We start from the raw sequence: 19,385 nt of genomic DNA, 5'->3' as shown, positions 1-19,385 counted from the left end.
GTTCATTCTTTGTTCAGTTTTCAAAGGTCAATTACTTATCACGTGTCACGTGATGTTTCCTTCGTGACAACTTCTTAATATTACCACCTCGACAAGTTAATGTCAACACTTTTTTAAAATCTTTTTTTGAAGAAGTTTTAAGCGTTTGGTGCGTCGCTCGTTCAGCAACTTTTATATAATAACATCTATATATTATTTGGTCAACAATTATCGGTGTATTTATATTGCTTTATTATCATGATAGTCATCCACTTGAAAGTAGAAGTTGTTTTCTTCTATATATAATGGCATTATTTCTAGTTGTTATATCATTACATATATCCCGTTAATGTATCTCTTCCTATATAATCATTTATCTTTTATACTGCGTTCTCTATTATATAGCTAAAAAAAGAGCCCTTCGTATCTGTCCAGTTGCTTGGCAACTTTCTAGACGAAGGACTTTTAATTTTTGATGGGACATGTAGGGCTCGAACCTACGACCCATTGATTAAGAGTCAATTGCTCTACCAGCTGAGCTAATATCCCGTTGCTCATTTACTAATAAGTGAGAACATAATTCATTTTACTCCTGCTTTTTTTCAATTGCAATGAAAAATTCAAAAAAAGAGAGAATTTTTTCTCATATTATGCTGGTTCTGGTACATAAGACATTGAAGAGAATTTATTAAACTCTTTCTTAAAGAGTAGTTTTACTGTACCACGTGCTCCACTACGGTTTTTTTCAATAATAACTTCAACGATATTATTTTCAATTTCTGGTTCGTCGTTTTCTTCTGAACCTTCTCGTTCGTAATAATCATCTCGGTATAAGAACGCTACGATATCCGCATCTTGTTCAATAGATCCAGATTCCCGGATATCACTCAAGACAGGACGTTTATCCTGACGCTGTTCAACTCCACGTGACAACTGTGAAAGTGCAATAACAGGTACTTTCAATTCTTTTGCGAGCTTTTTTAATTGACGTGAAATTTCCGAAACTTCTTGCTGTCTACTCTCACGGTTATTACCTTCTATTAACTGAAGATAATCAATAACAATGAGTCCTATTTCTCCTTGTTCTTGTTTAAGTCGGCGTGCTTTTGCTCTGATTTCAGCAATACGTATACCTGGCGTGTCATCTATGAAGATACGTGATTGTCCAAGAGTCGCCATTGCCATGATCAAATTGGACCATTCATCCTCTGACATTTGACCAGTACGCAGATTTCCGGCATCAATATTACCTTCCGCACACAACATCCGGTTAACTAATGATTCCGCACCCATCTCTAGACTAAAGATGGCCACAACTTGGTCCGCCTTTGTCGCAACGTTCTGAGCGATGTTTAGAGCAAAGGCTGTCTTACCAACGGCAGGACGTGCTGCTAGGATAATCAATTCTTCTGGCTGTAAACCGGCAGTCATTTTATCTAACGCAATGTATCCTGTCGGAATCCCCGTTACATCCCCTGATTGTTGCGAAAGCAATTCAATATTTTTTAACGACTCATTCACGACATCCGAGATGCGGATAAAGCCTGATCGATTTCGACGTTCGGACACTTGTAGAATACTTTGTTCTGCGCTATCTAAAATAACCGCTAGTTGGTCATCTTCATCATAACCTTGTTTGACAATGTCAGTCGCTGATTTAATTAAATTTCTTAATATTGATTTTTCTTCAACGATTTTTGAATAGTACTCAACGTTTGCTGCTGTTGGTACGAAAGATGCTATTTCACCTAGATAATCCAGACCTCCAACGTTTTCTAGTTGGTCTTTATTCTCCAGCTCATTTGTCACAGTTACAACATCAATAGCTTCATTACGATTAAAAAGTGTCATTACTGCATCAAAAATAATTTGGTGGTTCTTTCTATAGAAGTCTTTGGGTTCCAGATACTCCAAAACATTCACTACAGTTTCAGGATCAAGAAAAATAGACCCAAGGACTGATTGCTCTGCCTCTATACTATGTGGTGGTGTACGATCTCGGAATGTTTCTTCCATTATAGTCTTCATCCTTTTTTGATTACTCTATTATTTCCCCTGTTTCTAGCCTCTTTATTGTACTTGAAATTAAAGTTGTTTACAATCCAACAGCAAGAACGTTCGTTCCCATTTGAAGCAAAAGAAAAAAACTGCCTCAGCAGTTTTTATTCTCCGACTATATGTACAGTTAATGTTGCGGTAACTTCTAAGTGTAAACGCACTTCTAATTTAACGAATCCTAGAGCACGGATTGGCTCTTTCAAATCGATTTTACGTTTGTCTAGTTTGACTTTATATTGCTTGTTCAGCTGATCAGCAACTTGCTTACTTGTAACAGAACCAAATAGACGGCCGTCTTCACCTGATTTCGCTTTAACGATAATAACTGTTTCCTCAGCTTCGAGAAAGGCTTTTAATTTGTTCGCTTCATCTAGTTGTTCTTGTGCCTTTTTATCTTCAGCTTTTTTCTGTCCTTGTAGAGCAGACACGCTTGAGTTGGTAGCCTCTTTTGCTAGGCCATTTTTAATAAGATAGTTTTGCGCATAACCATCGGCTACGTTTTTAACTTCACCTTTTTTACCTTTACCTTTTATATCTTCTAGGAATATAACTTTCATTTATTGTTCTCCTTTCGACTCTTCTTTATTAGTAATAACAGCGATGAGCTGTTCTTTTACTTCTAAAATAGTTTTATCACTTATTTGGGTTGCGGCGTTTGAGAGATGGCCTCCTCCGCCTAATTTCTCCATAATCCTTTGAACGTTTACTTGACCCAAGCTTCTCGCACTGATTCCTATCCGTCCATCCTTACGTAACGTAATAACGAATGAAGCTTCGACACCTTCCATCGAAAGCATCGTGTCTGCCGTTTGAGCAGCAACCACTGTGTCATAAGCATGTTCTTCTTCACCATTTACAACAGCCATTCCCGGAACCACAAAGTCCATAGTTTCCAGTAAGCGACTTCTCATTAAATAGGTATCTAAATCTTCCTTCAAAGAGTTTTGAATCAAAATCGTGTCTGCACCATTTGATTGCAAATAACTTGCTGCATCAAATGTTCTGGAGCCTGTACGCAAACTGAAATTTCGTGTATCTACTATTATACCTGCCAACATGGCCGTTGCTTCTATTTTATTTATGGTATCAATGTCATTGGATTGATACTCAAATAGTTCTGCAATTAACTCGGATGCTGAGGAAGCATACGGTTCAATATAAACGAGGACAGGATTCTTTGGAAACTCCTCGCCACGTCTGTGGTGATCAATAATAACAACTTTATTCGAAATATCCATCAATTCCGGAGCCGGAACCATACTTGGTTTATGTACGTCTGCTAAAACAATCAATGATTCTTCTGTCACCATTTCTTGTGCTTGTTCGGGGCTAATGAAATATTTAGACAGGTTCGTATCTTTTCCGATAACGTCCATCATCCGTGTGATGTCATTTGAGAATTGCTCATTTTGCATAATAATCCATGCTTCTTTATTGTTCATTTGAACAATTCGTCTGATTCCCAAACAGGCTCCCAACACGTCCATATCCGGATAGTTATGTCCCATGACAAAAACCTTGTCGGAATTGGCGATTAATTCTTCTAAAGCCTGACTAATCATCCGTGCGCGAATGCGTGTTCTCTTTTCCATCGGGTTTGTTTTACCGCCATAGAAGCGCGCTTCTGCGTCTGCACTACGGACAACTACTTGGTCACCGCCACGAGCCAACGCTAAGTCAACATTCGTTTGAGCGAGCTGTGCGATATCTTTCCACTTCTCCTGCGTCATAGAAGTTTGATGAGAAATACCCATACTCAAAGTGAGCGGGAAGTTTTGTTTGGATGTCCGCTCACGAATCTGATCAACAATTTCAAACTTACTCTTTTCAAGTTTCCCTAATGTTTTTTTAGTCATTAAGATTATGAAGCGGTCATCGTCAACGCGTTTTAAGAAAACATTGTTTACGTTTGCCCAATTCGTTAATTGATTCGTTATGTAGTTATTAACGTTAGATCTTTTACGGTCGTTCATAGATTGTACTGCTTCATCGTAGTTATCAATTATGATGTTACCAAAAACAACTTTATCATCTTCATATTTTTCTTCGATATTCGCGTACTCCGTTATATCCATTAAATAGAGGACACCTATTTCTTCTTGTATAACCATTTCAAAATAACGGTCGCCCCACTTAATCTTTTGCATTTGATTGGTTTCGTACTCTTTAACCCATCCTGCAAGCTCTTTGTCAATCTCTTCAATTTTACGTCCCAGAATATCTTTATTCTCAAAATAACGAATCAGATAGGGGTTCGTCCATTGTATTTCATATTTTTCATTATATAAGAGGATACCAATCGGCATCTGAATCAGGGCTTCTTGTTCACCTTTTTTAATTCTATAAGATAAATCAGATACATATTTATTCGTTTCTTCAATTAAGTAATCTGTTGAATTATAAAGCAGCCACACTGTGACAAGAATCAGCAGCACAACTGTTAGCCCAATTTTCCAATCGGCTATAAAGGTTAAAACGATTAATAGTATCAATGACAGCAAAATAATTGTGGTTGGGACTTTTATTCTATCTTCTCTAAGAAAAACTGGAAGTTTATCAAACTTTTCCCTAATTTTCATTGTTACTCCTTTTCCCTTAAATGTTGGATTTAGTGTATTTATTTTAACACAAGGGCATTCTTATAGCCACATTTGCACCGTAAGGGAGGATGTGGCGAATGTTCCACGTGGAACTTTCACACCTACTTTGCAGCAGATGTTTCACGTGGAACATTAAAAAGAAATCGTTTACACTTATTCTTTTTATCGCTCCATTTTCTAGCGCAATATCCTTCTACTGACATTTCACAAGCGTTAATTCAATTTTTTTATAGTTTATTTGTAGGTGATACACCGGTTTTTAAGCACTTCTTTTTAATCTCCGGTAAATGTTGATAACTAAATGACTTTATCCCCAATTTGGACTTGTCCACTTGTGGATAAGTGTCATAAAAACCCATGAAACCTTGTCTTCTCAATGATAGTGGAGCTTTATTAACATGTGGGTAACTCTAAGGAAAGGCCGTCCTACACCTTTTCATTTTTGTGCATAACTCATTTTCGGTGTGGATAAGTAGTTTTATGTAAAGCTTTCTTATTTTTGAATAAAAAATAAAAGACCTGCAGTTATCATTGCTGATAACTGCAGGTCTTGCAAATTGTATTATTATTCTGCGATTGTGAAAGGCATCAAAGCGATAATACGAGCACGTTTAATTGAGATCGTTAATGTTCTTTGATGTTTAGCACATGTACCTGTTACGCGACGAGGTAAAATTTTACCTTTTTCTGATACGTAACGTTTCAAAAGATCAGTATCTTTGTAATCTACATGATCAATGTGATTTGCACAGAAGAAGCATACTTTTTTACGCTTACGTCCGCGACGAGCACCACGTTGTTGAGCCATGTTGTTTTCCTCCTTTTTACGATCCTTTATTCACTATTAGAATGGCAAGTCGTCATCTGAGATGTCGATTGATTGGCCACTTGATAGGAATGGATCTTCATTCGAATTGTAGTCATTAAAACTGTTTGTTTGGTTATTAGATGAGTAAGACGATTGATTATTATTTTGATTGTATTGGTTTGAATTGTTATTGTTATAAGAAGCAGGGCCAGAAGATTCAGTTTCTCTAGGTCTTTGTTCAGTAACATTTCTAGATTCAAGCAGGGTAAAGTTATCTGCTACGATTTCAGTAACATACACGCGTTGACCTTGTTGGTTTTCGTAGTTACGTGTTTGAATACGTCCTTGAATACCGACTAAAGAGCCTTTTCGTGTGAAGTTAGCAAAGTTCTCAGCAGCTTTTCGCCACATAACACAATTAATAAAATCAGTTTCGCGTTCACCGGATTGACTTTTAAATTGACGGTCAACGGCAACAGTGAAGGATCCTACTGCTGTGCCATTTGATGTATAACGTAAATCGACATCTTTGGTTAATCTACCTGTTAGTACAACGTTATTAATCATCTTTTCTTACATCCTCCTTAAAATGTTTCACGTGGAACATTTTATGCTTCTTGCTTGATGATGATATGACGGATAATATCGTTACTGATTTTCGCTAGACGGTCAAATTCTGTAATCGCTGCAGCATCAGAAGCTTCGATTGTTGCGATATGGTAGATACCTTCGCGGAAATCGTTGATTTCGTATGCTAAACGACGTTTTGACCAGTCTTTTGATTCAATAATTGTAGCGCCATTATCAGCTAAGATTGTATCGAAGCGTTTAACCAATTCAGCTTTATCAGCTTCATCGATGTTCGGACGGATAATGTAGTTAATTTCGTATTGAGTCATTGTACTGTCACCTCCTTATGGACTTTGGCTCTTATAATTACAAGAGCAAGGAGAGTATTTTTTGAAATACTCACGTTTAAATATTCTACCATAACTGTTTCTAACTTGCAATATTTTTTTAGAAAAATAAATAAAGCGATAAGAGGGGAGGCTGACTCCCATTTCTTATCGCTTTATGTTTAGTCTTTATCTTCTTCTTCGAAGATTTCAGTTGCAAATTGTTGCATATCTGCTTTGATTTGTTCGTCTGTCTTGCTGACCATTTCTTCTTCTGGCATATCCAGTTCTTCCTCTTCAGGATCAACAACAGCCATAGTCGATACTTTTGAATCGTCGTCTAAGCGCATTAAACGTACACCCAACGTCGCACGGCCTGTTTGAGATACATCCTTAGCATGGAAGCGAATCATGACGCCTGTATCGGTAATAATCATAATATCATCGTCTTCTTTTACCGTACGTAAACCGACTAACTTACCATTCTTCTCAGTAATATTAGCGGTCTTGATTCCTTTACCACCACGGCCCTTGATTGCATATTCGTCGATACTTGTACGTTTCCCGTATCCTTTTTCAGTAATAACAAGAACTGTCGTATCTTCTTCAAGAATAGCCATTCCAACGATGAAATCATCCTCACGCAAGCGTGCTCCACGTACACCTGCAGCAGTACGACCCATTTTACGGACGTCTTGCTCATTGAAGCTCACAGAGTAGCCGTAATGTGTTCCTAGGATGATGTTCTTATTTCCATCCGTCAAGACAACTTTGATCAACTCATCGCCTTCATTCAAGTTGATTGCACGCAATCCGCTTTGGCGAATATTTGCAAAATCAGTCGTTTCCGTCCGTTTTACGGTTCCTAATTTCGTAACAAAGAATAGATTTTCACCTTCAACTGGTTTATTACCTGACAAGTTGATGATGGTTTGAATCTTTTCACCCGCATCCAGGTTCAACAAGTTAATAATCGGCAATCCTTTAGCAGTACGGCCATATTCTGGTATTTCATAACCTTTAGTCCGGTAAACCTTACCTTGGTTAGAGAAGTACAGCAGATTGTCGTGTGTGGAGGTCGTTAGCAGTGTTTCGATAAAGTCGTCATCATGGACGCCCATTCCTTGTACACCGCGTCCACCGCGGCGTTGCGCGCGGAATTCGCTGCTTGGAATACGTTTGATGTAGCCATTATAAGTTAAACTAATGATTACTTCTTCTTCTTCAATCAAGTCTTCGTCTTCTAGCGAGAGAACTTCTCCAACTAATAATTCAGTACGACGTTCGTCACCGAAACGTTCTTGAATTTCAAGCAATTCATCATAAATGATTTGGAAAATACGTTGCTCATTTCCTAAGATATCAGCTAAGTCAGCAATCAGAGCAACTAAATCGTTGTATTCTCCTTCTATTTTGTCACGTTCCAAACCGGTTAAACGAACCATCCGCATATCTAAAATCGCTTGTGCTTGTTTATCCGATAGTCCGTAATCTTCCATGAAGATTTTCTTCGCTACATCGCCACTTGGTGAACTTCTCAAAATATTAACGATTTCGTCGATATGATCTAAAGCAATTCGCAGACCTTCTAAAATATGCGCGCGTGCTTCTGCTTTTCGTTTGTCATACATCGTACGACGACGTAGAACGACTTTTTGATGCTCTAAGTAATGGTAGAGGATGCTCTTCAAGCTCAATGTTTCAGGAACACCATTCACAATTGCCAGCATATTGAAACCGAAAGAAGATTGAAGTGGTGTCAATTTATATAAGTTATTCAAAATAACGGACGCACTCATATCTTTACGGACATCAATGACAATCCGCATGCCGTCACGGTCTGACTCGTCTGCTAAGTCGGTAATACCTTCGATCCGTTTGTCACGTGCTAATTCAGCAATCCGTTCTACTAATTTCGCTTTGTTGACAACGTAAGGCAATTCCGTAATCAAGATACGTTCTTTACCGTTCTTCAACGTTTCAATTTCAACTCGTCCACGGACAATGATAGAGCCGCGTCCTGTTTCATAAGCTTTACGGATACCTGATTTACCAAGAACAATTCCCCCAGTAGGGAAGTCTGGTCCTGGTAAAGCTTCCATTAATTCTGTTGTTGTCGCATCCGGATTGTTCATCAGAATGTGAAGAGCCGAGATAACTTCCGTCAAGTTATGCGGTGGAATATTGGTTGCCATTCCAACCGCGATACCAGATGCTCCGTTAACTAGAAGGTTAGGGAAGCGTGCTGGTAACACATCAGGTTCTCTTTCAGAACCATCGTAGTTATCATGATAATCAACCGTATCTTTATTAATATCCCGTAATAATTCTAACGCAATTTTAGACATTCTTGCTTCGGTATAACGCATCGCAGCAGCGCCATCACCATCGACAGAACCAAAGTTTCCATGTCCATCAACAAGCGTATACCGGTAACTAAAATCTTGCGCCATCCGAACCATTGACTCGTAAATCGCACTGTCACCGTGGGGGTGGTATTTACCCATAACATCCCCGACGATACGTGCTGATTTTTTATGAGATTTATCAGGCGTAATGCCTAATTCGTTCATTCCATACAAAATTCTACGGTGTACGGGCTTTAGACCGTCACGTACGTCTGGAAGGGCACGTGAGACGATAACACTCATCGCATACTCTAAGAACGATTTTCGCATTTCTTTACTGAGATCACGGACTTCCATGCCAGCATCTAATTCTTTATTTTCTTCGTCCATTTGATTAATGTCCTTCCTTCCTATACGTCAAGGTTTTCTACATATTCAGCATTTTCTTGAATAAAGTTACGTCTTGGTTCAACTTTTTCACCCATCAACATACTTAATACGTTGTCTGCATCAATCGCATCATCAACTGATACCTGCGCAAAGCGACGGTTTTCTGGGTTCATCGTTGTTTCCCATAGTTGTTCTGCATCCATTTCCCCTAATCCTTTGTAACGTTGGACTGATGGTTTTGGTGAAGTAGGAATTGTTGTTAAATACTCATCCAATTCTTCTTGCGATTGCAAATAAACTTCTTTCTTCCCTTGTTTTACTTGGAACAAAGGTGGTTGTGCGATATACACATATCCAGCTTCAACAAGTGGGCGCATATAACGGTAGAACAACGTCAATAAGAGGGTACGAATATGCGCACCATCGACATCGGCATCCGTCATAATAACCAACTTGTGGTAACGTGCTTTCGAAACATCGAATTCAGCCCCAAAGCCCGTTCCCATTGCTGTAAACAATGAACGAATTTCTTCGTTTGCCAAAATACGATCCAATGAAGCTTTCTCAACGTTCAGAATTTTACCCCGAATTGGTAAAATCGCTTGGAAGATACGTGAACGACCTTGTTTTGCTGATCCGCCGGCAGAATCTCCCTCTACGATAAATAATTCAGAAACTTCTGGATTTTTAGAAGAACAGTCTGCTAATTTACCTGGCAAATTACTGATTTCTAAGCCACTTTTCTTACGGGTTACTTCTCGGGCACGCTTCGCTGCTAAACGCGCTCTAGCGGCCAAAATTCCCTTCTCAACGATTCTTTTCGCTGTTTGTGGGTTTTCCATCAAGAACTTCTCTAACATTGATGAGAAGAGACGGTCTGTGATTGTACGTGCTTCGGAGTTACCAAGTTTTGTTTTGGTTTGTCCTTCGAATTGTGGATTTGGGTGCTTGATGGATAATACAAGCGTCAAACCTTCACGTACATCTTCACCGGTTAAGTTTTCTTCGTTTTCTTTCATGATTTTTGAGCGTTTCGCATAATCGTTAATAACCCGTGTCAAAGCTGTCTTCGCACCCGATTCGTGCGTTCCACCTTCGTACGTATGGATATTATTCGCGAAACTGAATAGGCTGGTATGGTAGCCATCTGTATATTGCAACGCTACTTCTACTTGGATGTCATCTTGCTCACCTTCAACGTAGACAATGTCTTCAAAAAGCGGCTTTTTATTTTGGTTTAAGTATTCAACGTAGCTCTTAATACCACCTTCATAATGGTATTGATTAACGATTTCTTTTTCAGGACGTTTGTCTGTAATCGAAATATTCAAGCCTTTGTTCAAGAAAGCCAGTTCGCGTACGCGGACATTTAATTTCTCAAATTCAAAGATAACCGTTTCGGTAAATATTTCCGGATCCGGCCAAAATTGTACAATTGTTCCTTGTTTGTCCGTTTCACCAACAACTGTCAATTCATCAATGATATCCCCACGTTCGAAGGTAATTTGATGAATTTGGCCATTTTTGTGAACTTGAACCGTTAATTTTTTAGAAAGGGCGTTAACAACGGAAGCACCTACACCGTGCAAACCTCCCGAAACCTTATATCCGCCACCGCCGAATTTACCACCGGCATGTAAGACTGTATAAACTGTTTCGACAGCTGGACGGCCTGTATTCGCTTGAATATCAACCGGAATTCCCCGGCCGTTGTCCTTTACAATAATACTGTTATCCTCTTCGATGGAAATCGTAATCTCTGAGGCAAATCCTGCTAATGCCTCATCGATTGAATTATCAACGATTTCCCATACCAAATGATGCAAACCAGCAGCACTTGTTGCTCCAATGTACATCCCCGGACGCTTACGAACAGCTTCCAGACCTTCTAGTACCTGAATCTGACTGGCATCATATTCCTGAGCTAAACTTTTTTTGTTATCTTCAAATTCTGCCATTGTTTTATGCACCTTCCTTATTCACTGAACCATCAGAAATATTAAAAATCGTCGGTTCTTCAATTTTATTTCGTTTTATTCCATCCAGACTCGTTGTTGTTAAAAAGGTTTGGACTTTTTTCTCAATTGTTTTAAGAAGATGCGTCTGTCTATCGTCATCTAATTCTGACAACACATCATCTAATAAAAGAATCGGATATTCGCCCAAAACTTCGTTCATACATTCGATTTCTGCTAATTTCATACTTAAAACAGTGGTACGTTGCTGCCCCTGCGACCCAAATTGATGGACATTTTTGTCATTCACATAGAAGACCAGGTCGTCACGATGCGGACCAAAAAGGGTAGACCCTTGCTCACGTTCACGATCCGCGACACGTTTTTGCTCTGCAATGAGTTTTTCGAACAGCTGGTCCTTGTCGTCTGTTTTCTTATAATCAATCGTTGATTTATAACGGATGCGAAGATTCTCTTTCCCATTTGAAATTTGATGATGAAGAGGATCGGCCCATTTTTCTAATTGTTCCACGAATGTCAATCGCGCCTTAATAATACTCGCTGCTTGAATTGCTAACTGATCGGTTAAGACCTCCAAATAAACGAGGTCTTTGGCCTGACGGCTCAATAACTGTTTCAAATAGAGATTACGTTGCTTCAATAAGCGTTGGTATTGCACCAAATCATATAAATAAACCTGACTCATTTGTCCCAATTCCATATCCAAAAACTTTCGCCGGTTACTCGGTGCTCCTTTGACTAAATCTAAGTCTTCCGGTGCAAATAAGACCACATTTAACTTACCGACATAGTCAGATAACCTTTTTTGTTCCAAATGATTCACTTTGGCTATTTTCCCTTTTTTTGTAAAGTGTAATTCCAGGGGATAATCGCCTGTGCGTCGTTCGATTTTACCGGTTAAAGTTGCGGAATCTTGCTGCCAGCGAATCATTTCTTTTTCGTTAGCCGTACGCGGACTGCGTGCCATTGATAAAGAATAGATGGCTTCCATCAAATTAGTCTTACCTTGTGCATTTTCTCCTAAAAAGACATTGATACCGGGAGAAAATTCCAGCGTCAATGCCTCATAATTACGAAATTGCCGAAGCTTTATTTCTTTTAATATCATGATAACGACTCTTGAGAAGAATCATTACGTTGAATCAAAAAGGCTCCTTCATCCGGAATTTCAACCATCATGCCTGGATAAATCTTACGGCCGCGACGATCCTCTTTTTCACTATCTACGAAAACAGCGTACTCTGATAAATACCATTTCGCCATACCGCCACTGGAAATAACGTTAATATGTTTAAGTAATTGTCCAAGTGTAATAAAATCTTCGTCAATATGAACTATATTTTTCAAGATTTTCACCCTATTTCATTAAAATAAGCATGGAACCTCTCGAATCCACACTTTCCACTTCTTATTATACACTTTTTTAGGCAGAAATTCAAATAAACGCGTAAAAATAGGCCTTCTATCGATTTGAGGTAATAAACAACAAAAACGTGTATTGTGTCTAAATGATATTTATAAATCAAAAAAGAAAGAAGCACAGGGCCTCTTTCTTTTTTGATTTTATTAATATGTACGTACAGGTGTGATTAATTGGATGAAAGACTGAGAAATTTCAGTGTTGTCATCTGCTGGTATAACTGTAAACGGACGAATCGGAGCAGTGAAACCAATAATGACATTTTGATGTCCAAATGTTCTTAGTGCATCTTTCAAATAATCAGGGTTGAAAGAGATAACTAAAGAATCACCTTTTGCTTCGATATACTCTAATTCTTCTTCTACTGTTCCGATTTCCGGTGAGTTACCTGATAATTCCACATGATTGTCGGAAATAGACAGTTTAATGACGTTATTCTTTCCTTCATGTGAAAGAAGAGACGCACGATCTGTCGCTTGCAGTAAATCATTCGCGTTAATTGTCAGCTCTGTTGCGGAGTTTGCCGGAATTAAACGATTTGTATCCGGGTAATAACCTTCTAATAAGCGTGAGTAGAAATAAAGATTTTCAGCTTTGAAAAGAACTTGGTTTTGCGTCACCATCATCTCAATCGTATCTTGATCTTCGATGATTTTAGAAAGCTCAGTCAAACTCTTTCCTGGAATAATGACTTTATAACTCTTATCTTTCAATGATTCAGGTACTGTAATCGGAATAATCCGTTGGCTGAGACGGTGGCTGTCTGTTGCGACCGCTTTAAGCTGGCCATTTTCAATAGTTATGTTAACACCGGTTAAAATTGGACGACTTTCTTGTGTTGATGTTGCAATAACCGTATGTTGAATCACTTGTTTAAACAGTGTCGTTGGTAAAGTAATTACTTCATTTGAATCAATTACCGGGAAATTCGGGTAATTGTCAACGTCAATACTATTGATATTAAAAGCTGCATGAGCAGATGTAATCGAAGTTTGGAAATTGTCTCCTACTTCAATTGTTAATTTTTCATCAGATAGCTTTCTAACGATTTCATTGAAGATACGTGCCGGAAGAACGATGCCGCCTTCTTTGATTACTTCTAATTGGTTGTCCTCATCGGAAACTGGTATAAAAATTTCAATTGATATATCAGAATCACTCCCACTTAACATCAAACCACTTTGGTCAATGGTCATCTTTACTCCTGTTAGAACTGGAATAGTCGTACGTGATGAAATTGCACGCAGTACATCTGTTAGAGATTTAGTGAATTTGGATCGGTTAATTGTAAATTTCATTGGGCTTCCCTCCGTTATAAATTATATTAGTAAAAAATAGTAGTAGTAGTAGGGCATGTTGATACTGTGGATAACAGCTTTTAACGTTTGACATGAAAAGATTTCCACATGTGCATAAGGTGTGCGTAAGACTGTTCACTAAAACAAGAGATATCCACAGGCGCAAAAACTAATTATTCTTCAGTTTCTCGCTGAGTGTTTTAATTTCTTCATTAAGCGTGCTGTCTTTTTTGATAGCTGCTTGAATTTTGTCGTAAGCATGCAACACGGTCGTATGATCTTTTCCACCAAATTCTTGCCCAATCTTAGGTAATGAGCTGTCCGTTAATTCTCGAGAGAGATACATCGCGATTTGACGGGGAACAACGATTCCTTTGGTGCGTTTTTTCCCTTTTATTTCTTCAACCGTTACTTGATAGAACTTCGCTACGGTTTGTTGAATCGCATAAATGCTCAGTGCTTTCGGTTTATCTGTTGGCAAAATGCTTTTCAGAGCATCTGCTGCCAAGCTGGTCGTGATATCTCGTCCTTGAATAGCCGAAAAAGCTTGAACACGCACAAGTGCGCCTTCTAATTCACGGATGTTTGAGTCGATTTGGCCGGCGATATAGCTTAATGTGTCGTCTGGAATTTCTAAACGTTCACTATTCGCTTTGTTTCTTAAAATCGCGATTCGTGTTTCCAAATCAGGTGGCGTAATGTCTACAGACAAGCCCCAGGCAAAACGAGACACTAATCGTTCTTGTAATTTAGGAATTTCGTTTGGTAAACGATCACTGGTCAGAACGATTTGTTTCCGTTCATCATAGAGTGCGTTAAACGTATGGAAAAATTCTTCTTGTGTTCCTTCTTTGTCCGCGAAAAATTGAATGTCATCTACCAATAGTAAATCAACGCTGCGGTATTCGTTCCGGAATTGTTCTTGCGTCCGGTTTTGAATGGAATTAATAAAATCGTTCGCGAATGTTTCACTGCTGACATATTTAACTTTGGCATCCGGGCGTAATTGAATCATTTGATGGCCAATGGCGTGCATCAAATGCGTTTTACCCAATCCAACTCCTCCATAGAAAAACAAAGGATTATAAATTGTTCCGGGTTCTTCAGCAACAACAAGTGCTGCAGCATGTGCCATTTGATTCCCTTTACCGATAACAAATGTATCAAATGTATATTTACTATTTAGTTGTGCCTGCTTGAATGGTTTTTTCTCAGGACGGATTGGTCTTTCTTGCTCAATAGTAGGGACTTCTTCATTTTTAATCATGAAAATAGGCGAAATTTCTTTATTTGTAAATTCGTAGATGCCTTCCACAACTCTGGTAGCGAGATTATTCTGCCAATAATCTTTATGTAGAGATGACGGCACTTCGATAATAATGTTCGTTTCAGTTAGACGAACGGGAACAGCACTATCGATCCAGGTGTCATAACTAACTTTCGAAAGTGACTCTTTAAACTTTTCTTGTAAGTAGCGCCAGAGAGAATAAATATCTTCCAATAGGAGAATCCTCCTTCTTTTAAATTTTAGATGATTTCATAAATATCAAGTATACATTATTTTAGCATTCCTGTGAAAGGTTTTCCACAACTCTTTCTTCTGTGCATAAATGTTTCCCAAACCGGTTAAAAAGTTTTCCACAAGATGGAAAACAGATGTGCATAATTTTAAAGAAAGTAAGAGTAAATACCACGTGTTGTGGATAACTAGACTAAAAAGAAAGTTGATGAATCAATGTTTTTATGTGTTATCAACAACATTTGAAAGTTATCCCCTGTTTTTCATTAACATATTGTTGCTATGTGGATAACCCTATGGAAAGGGTGAGGATAAGGGGTGGGGGGTATTATTTTATACAGAGCAATGTGCAAAAGAAAAAAAAATGTGGATAAAAATATTTTTTCTATCTTTCAAAAAAAGGTTTATCAATTCGGATAAATGTGCTATTATAATCGGGTGAGTCAAAAATGCTTATAAACCCTTGACAGATGGTCTAATGTTTCTTTATAATGTTTGGGACTATCGAGTAGAATTTTTGCATATGTCATTCTTATAGAAGGAAGCATTACCAGGAGGTGCAAGATAAATGAAAAGAACTTTCCAACCGAAAAAACGTAAACGTCAAACAGTTCATGGTTTCCGTAAACGCATGAGTACAAAAAACGGCCGTAATGTATTAGCAAGTAGACGCCGCAAAGGCAGAAAAGTATTGTCTGCATAAGATCACTGACCGTCAGTGGTCTTTTTTTTTACATCAAACTAATAGGAAAGAGGATACAGGATGCGTAAATCTTTTCGAGTTAAAAAAGAAAAAGAGTTCCAGAATGTATTCCACACGGGCTCTTCTAAAGCAAACCGTCAATTCGTTGTCTATGTCTTACCTAAAGAAGGGCAGAGTCATTTCCGGGTGGGAATATCTGTCGGTAAGAAAATTGGTAACGCAGTCATGCGAAATGCTGTGAAAAGAAAAATTCGTCAGGGGCTTCTGGAATTAAAGCCAGAAATTAAACCAGGCATTGATTTCATCGTAATAGCCCGTCAACCTACTACTCATTTAACTACAGAAGAAATTAAAAAAAATTTGCTACATGTGTTAAAATTAGCACAAGTAATATAGTTTAAAGGAGGAAATTTTGTTGTCTAAGCGAAAGCGAATACTATTATCTCTAGGATTGGTTATGGTCATGCTTGTTCTATCGGCATGTGGGAATACAGCACCAATCACTTCTGAAAGCACGGGGTTCTGGGATGGCGTTGTTATTTATAACTTCTCTCGTTTCATCATCTTCCTTTCGGAATTATTTAATAACAATTATGGTGTCGGAATTATTATCTTTACAGCTATTATTCGGGTAATTTTGATTCCATTGAACTATTTCCAAACGAAGAGCACACAAAAGATGCAAAAAGTTCAGCCGCAGATTAAAGAGCTGCAAGAAAAATATGCATCGAAAGATACGCAAACGCGTGAACTACTACAAGCTGAAATCTCGCGTGTATATTCAGATAATGGCGTTAATCCATATGCAGGATGTTTACCTGCTGTTGTACAAATGCCAGTTATGATTGCTCTTTACCAAGCGATTAGTCGTACAGAAGTATTGAGTGAAGGTTCATTCTTATGGATGAACTTAGGTGAAAGTGATCCGTACTTCATTCTTCCTGTATTAGCTGCTATTTTGACATTCTTTACAACAAAGCTAACGACAATGTCTCAACCACAAGGTGGCGGACAAGCGAAAGCAATGATGTATACAATGCCAGCGATGATTCTATTTGTGGGTATTTCTTTACCAAGTGCGTTATCATTGTACTGGGTAGTAAGTAACGCGTTCTCAGTTGGTCAAACACTGATTATGAATAATCCATATAAGATTATTTCTGAACGTGAAGCAGAAGAAAGAGCACAGAAAGAACGTGCAAAAGCATTAGAAAAAGCGAAAAAACCAAAGAAAAAGAGAAGAAAATAAAGTTGTTCTTTGAAATGGAAGGATGGACGATTAATGGAAAATGAAAAAATTGTAGTGCGAGATACAACAGTTGATAAAGCAGTCAGCAAGGGGTTAGCTCAACTAAATTTAGGAAGCCATGAAGTAGACATCAAAATCATTTCTGAAGGTAAAAAAGGACTTTTTGGTTTTGGTCAGAAGGATGCTGAGGTTGAATTGACACCGAAGGCAATTCCGGAAATAAAAGAACCAGGAAATATCGCTGTTTTCGAAAATGAAGAGCGTGCCGATTTCTTGAGTGAACAGACTGAAACGCCAGAAGCTCAAACGACCGAAGAAGACCATTATGATTACTCTGAAACTCTGGAATATGCTGAAGAAGATGAAGAAATCGAAGAAGATAGTGTTTCTGTCTCTTCTCATCAAGAAGCAATCGCGAGTGTTGTTGATTACCTGACTCAGACTGTTGAAGTTTATGGTGCAGCTGCGACGGTAAATGTAGAAGAAACAAAAAATGTGATTACATTTAACATTGATACTCAAAAGCCAGGTTTAATCATTGGAAAACATGGAAAAATTATTAATGCTTTACAGATTTTGGCTCAAACAGTCTATCAACAATATGAACGCAGTCGTGTGTCCATTGTTGTGAACGTAGGCGATTATCGTGAGCGTCGGGCAAGTATTCTAGAGAATATCGCAGAACGTACTGCAGAGCGCGTTTTACGTACGAAGCAACCTGTTTTCCTAGAACCACTACCAGCATTCGAACGGAAACAAATTCATGCGCATTTAAGCAAGAATAAACGCATTTCGACTCATTCAGAAGGTAAAGAGCCACACCGTTACCTTGTCGTCGAAATCGTTGAATAGATTAAATTTCAACCGGTCATCAGCCTCGTGCTGGTGGCCGGTTTTTTTTCTGGGGAACGTCATCCATTGTGTAGACGTGCAAAAGTCAGTAAAAAAGTGAAGACCTTTGCACTAAAAACTCCAAAAAGGTGCAAAGGTCAGTTAAAAAAGTTCAACTCTTGCACTGTTTACCGCGAAAGCGTGCAAAAGTCAGTTATAAATTAGCGATAATCCTCCTCTTATTGACTTATTATTTTCTGTTCTCCATAATTAAGTAAATAAATTTACTAAAAAGGAAGAGTTAAATGGCCACATTAAAAGATATAGCAGATAAATCAGGCTATTCCATTGCAACAGTCTCTCGTGTACTTTCGAACGATCAATCCCTTTCCGTTACAGATCAAACGCGTAAAAAAATATACGAGATAGCTGCACAGTTGAATTATCGACGAAAAATCGTCCGTCCTGAAGTTAAGAATATTGTTTTTTTATACTGGTTGACAGATGTTGAAGAATTGGAAGATATCTACTTTAAAACGATGCGAAAAAACATTGAAAGAATAGCAAATGATTACCACGTGAACCTTTCAGTGTTGAAAGTTAAGGAAGGAATCGAAAGTGTACCTCAGAATACAGAAGGTTTTATTGCGGTGGGGTCATTTTTGAAAGCGGAACTTGAATACTTACACACTATTACACCGAACGGAGTGTTCTTAGATGCAACCCCCGATCCAGAGTATGATTCAGTACGTCCCGATTTAGTTGGAACAACTAAAAACGCTATTAAATATTTACGTGAATTAGGACATGAGAAGATTGGTTTTATTGGCGGGACTTACTTTAATCCTGATACTAAGGAAAACGAACCAGATATTCGTGAAGTTACTTTCCGTGAAGAAATGCAAAAAAACGGTCTTATGGATAGTGATTTTATTCTAACCAGACGTCGTTTCTCAATTGATACGGGTTTTCATTTAATGAAACAGATAATTGAAACGCGTAAAAAAGATATGCCGACAGCGTTTTTTGTTGCTGCTGACCCCATCGCAATTGGTGTTTTACAAGCGCTGAATCAGTATAATATCTCCGTTCCTGAAAGAGTAAGTGTTGTAAGTATCAATAACATTAGCGTAACAAAATACGTCTCGCCGCCGCTTACGACATTTGCTGTCGATATTCCTGAATTGAGCCGTTTGGCGGTAGAACTTTTAATCGAACGTGTCCTCCGTAATCGCCATGCCACGAAAACAATTTACTTAGGAACAGAATTGGTGGAGCGCGCAAGTGCGTTTCCGTTAAATGAATAGATT

General features: G+C 38.4%; 17 protein-coding genes and 1 tRNA gene. 5 read left to right on the top strand and 13 right to left on the bottom strand.

Annotation, left to right across the window (positions count from 1 at the left end):
- Window positions 1–455: 455 nt before the first annotated feature.
- From G7058_RS06130 to dnaA, 13 genes are all read right to left on the bottom strand, one after another.
- Window positions 456–528: transfer RNA gene (locus tag G7058_RS06130), tRNA-Lys, on the bottom strand.
- 99 nt (window positions 529–627) lie between these two features.
- Entirely contained in the window at window positions 628–1,995 is a 1,368-nt protein-coding gene (dnaB, locus tag G7058_RS06125; protein ID WP_166062725.1) for a replicative DNA helicase, read from the bottom strand.
- A 146-nt stretch (window positions 1,996–2,141) separates the two neighbouring features.
- A complete protein-coding gene (gene rplI / locus G7058_RS06120) occupies window positions 2,142–2,594 on the bottom strand; it encodes a 50S ribosomal protein L9 (RefSeq protein ID WP_166062724.1) in 453 nt (150 codons plus the stop codon).
- Window positions 2,595–4,616: a DHH family phosphoesterase gene (locus G7058_RS06115; RefSeq protein ID WP_166062723.1), complete on the bottom strand. Its 2,022-nt coding sequence runs from the start codon at window positions 4,614–4,616 to the stop codon at window positions 2,595–2,597.
- A 586-nt stretch (window positions 4,617–5,202) separates the two neighbouring features.
- Window positions 5,203–5,445, bottom strand: coding sequence for a 30S ribosomal protein S18 (rpsR, locus tag G7058_RS06110; RefSeq protein WP_166062722.1), 243 nt, complete (start codon window positions 5,443–5,445; stop codon window positions 5,203–5,205).
- Window positions 5,446–5,481: 36 nt separating this feature from the next.
- The gene (gene ssb, locus G7058_RS06105; RefSeq protein ID WP_166062721.1) at window positions 5,482–6,012 is read right to left on the bottom strand and encodes a single-stranded DNA-binding protein; all 531 of its coding nucleotides are present in this window, start codon (window positions 6,010–6,012) and stop codon (window positions 5,482–5,484) included.
- A 41-nt stretch (window positions 6,013–6,053) separates the two neighbouring features.
- Entirely contained in the window at window positions 6,054–6,344 is a 291-nt protein-coding gene (gene rpsF, locus G7058_RS06100) for a 30S ribosomal protein S6 (protein WP_166062720.1), read from the bottom strand.
- 179 nt (window positions 6,345–6,523) lie between these two features.
- Window positions 6,524–9,079, bottom strand: a complete 2,556-nt coding sequence (gene gyrA / locus G7058_RS06095) for a DNA gyrase subunit A (protein WP_166062719.1) — start codon at window positions 9,077–9,079, stop codon at window positions 6,524–6,526.
- Between the two features lie 20 nt (window positions 9,080–9,099).
- Window positions 9,100–11,037 (bottom strand): DNA topoisomerase (ATP-hydrolyzing) subunit B, encoded by a 1,938-nt coding sequence (gene gyrB, locus G7058_RS06090; RefSeq protein WP_166062718.1) that lies wholly within the window; start codon window positions 11,035–11,037, stop codon window positions 9,100–9,102.
- Window positions 11,038–11,041: 4 nt separating this feature from the next.
- On the bottom strand, window positions 11,042–12,163 hold the full coding sequence (recF, locus tag G7058_RS06085; protein WP_166062717.1) for a DNA replication/repair protein RecF: 1,122 nt from the start codon (window positions 12,161–12,163) through the stop codon (window positions 11,042–11,044).
- On the bottom strand, window positions 12,160–12,402 hold the full coding sequence (gene yaaA, locus G7058_RS06080; RefSeq protein WP_166062716.1) for a S4 domain-containing protein YaaA: 243 nt from the start codon (window positions 12,400–12,402) through the stop codon (window positions 12,160–12,162). The genes recF and yaaA overlap by 4 nt, the downstream gene beginning before the upstream one ends.
- A gap of 219 nt (window positions 12,403–12,621) precedes the next feature.
- A complete protein-coding gene (gene dnaN, locus G7058_RS06075) occupies window positions 12,622–13,773 on the bottom strand; it encodes a DNA polymerase III subunit beta (RefSeq protein ID WP_166062715.1) in 1,152 nt (383 codons plus the stop codon).
- A gap of 169 nt (window positions 13,774–13,942) precedes the next feature.
- Complete coding sequence (gene dnaA / locus G7058_RS06070) at window positions 13,943–15,274, bottom strand: chromosomal replication initiator protein DnaA (protein WP_166062714.1); 1,332 nt, start codon at window positions 15,272–15,274, stop codon at window positions 13,943–13,945.
- Between the two features lie 586 nt (window positions 15,275–15,860).
- Here dnaA and rpmH point away from each other — a divergent pair.
- The 5 genes from rpmH (at window position 15,861) to G7058_RS06045 (ending at window position 19,382) form a co-directional block, all read left to right on the top strand.
- Window positions 15,861–15,995 carry a 50S ribosomal protein L34 gene (gene rpmH / locus G7058_RS06065; RefSeq protein WP_076767859.1) on the top strand — a complete coding sequence of 45 codons (135 nt, stop codon included), beginning with the start codon at window positions 15,861–15,863 and terminating at the stop codon, window positions 15,993–15,995.
- Window positions 15,996–16,055: 60 nt separating this feature from the next.
- Window positions 16,056–16,391 (top strand): ribonuclease P protein component, encoded by a 336-nt coding sequence (gene rnpA / locus G7058_RS06060; protein WP_166062713.1) that lies wholly within the window; start codon window positions 16,056–16,058, stop codon window positions 16,389–16,391.
- A gap of 19 nt (window positions 16,392–16,410) precedes the next feature.
- Complete coding sequence (gene yidC, locus G7058_RS06055) at window positions 16,411–17,244, top strand: membrane protein insertase YidC (RefSeq protein ID WP_166062712.1); 834 nt, start codon at window positions 16,411–16,413, stop codon at window positions 17,242–17,244.
- A 33-nt stretch (window positions 17,245–17,277) separates the two neighbouring features.
- Window positions 17,278–18,096 (top strand): RNA-binding cell elongation regulator Jag/EloR, encoded by an 819-nt coding sequence (jag, locus tag G7058_RS06050; protein ID WP_166062711.1) that lies wholly within the window; start codon window positions 17,278–17,280, stop codon window positions 18,094–18,096.
- Between the two features lie 284 nt (window positions 18,097–18,380).
- The gene (locus G7058_RS06045; RefSeq protein WP_166062710.1) at window positions 18,381–19,382 is read left to right on the top strand and encodes a LacI family DNA-binding transcriptional regulator; all 1,002 of its coding nucleotides are present in this window, start codon (window positions 18,381–18,383) and stop codon (window positions 19,380–19,382) included.
- Window positions 19,383–19,385: the final 3 nt, after the last annotated feature.

The organism is Jeotgalibaca porci (assembly GCF_011299095.1).
Classification (GTDB): domain Bacteria; phylum Bacillota; class Bacilli; order Lactobacillales; family Aerococcaceae; genus Jeotgalibaca; species Jeotgalibaca porci.
The sequence above is the reverse complement of the archived record's forward strand: the minus strand, read 5'-3'. Positions and strand labels throughout refer to the sequence as shown.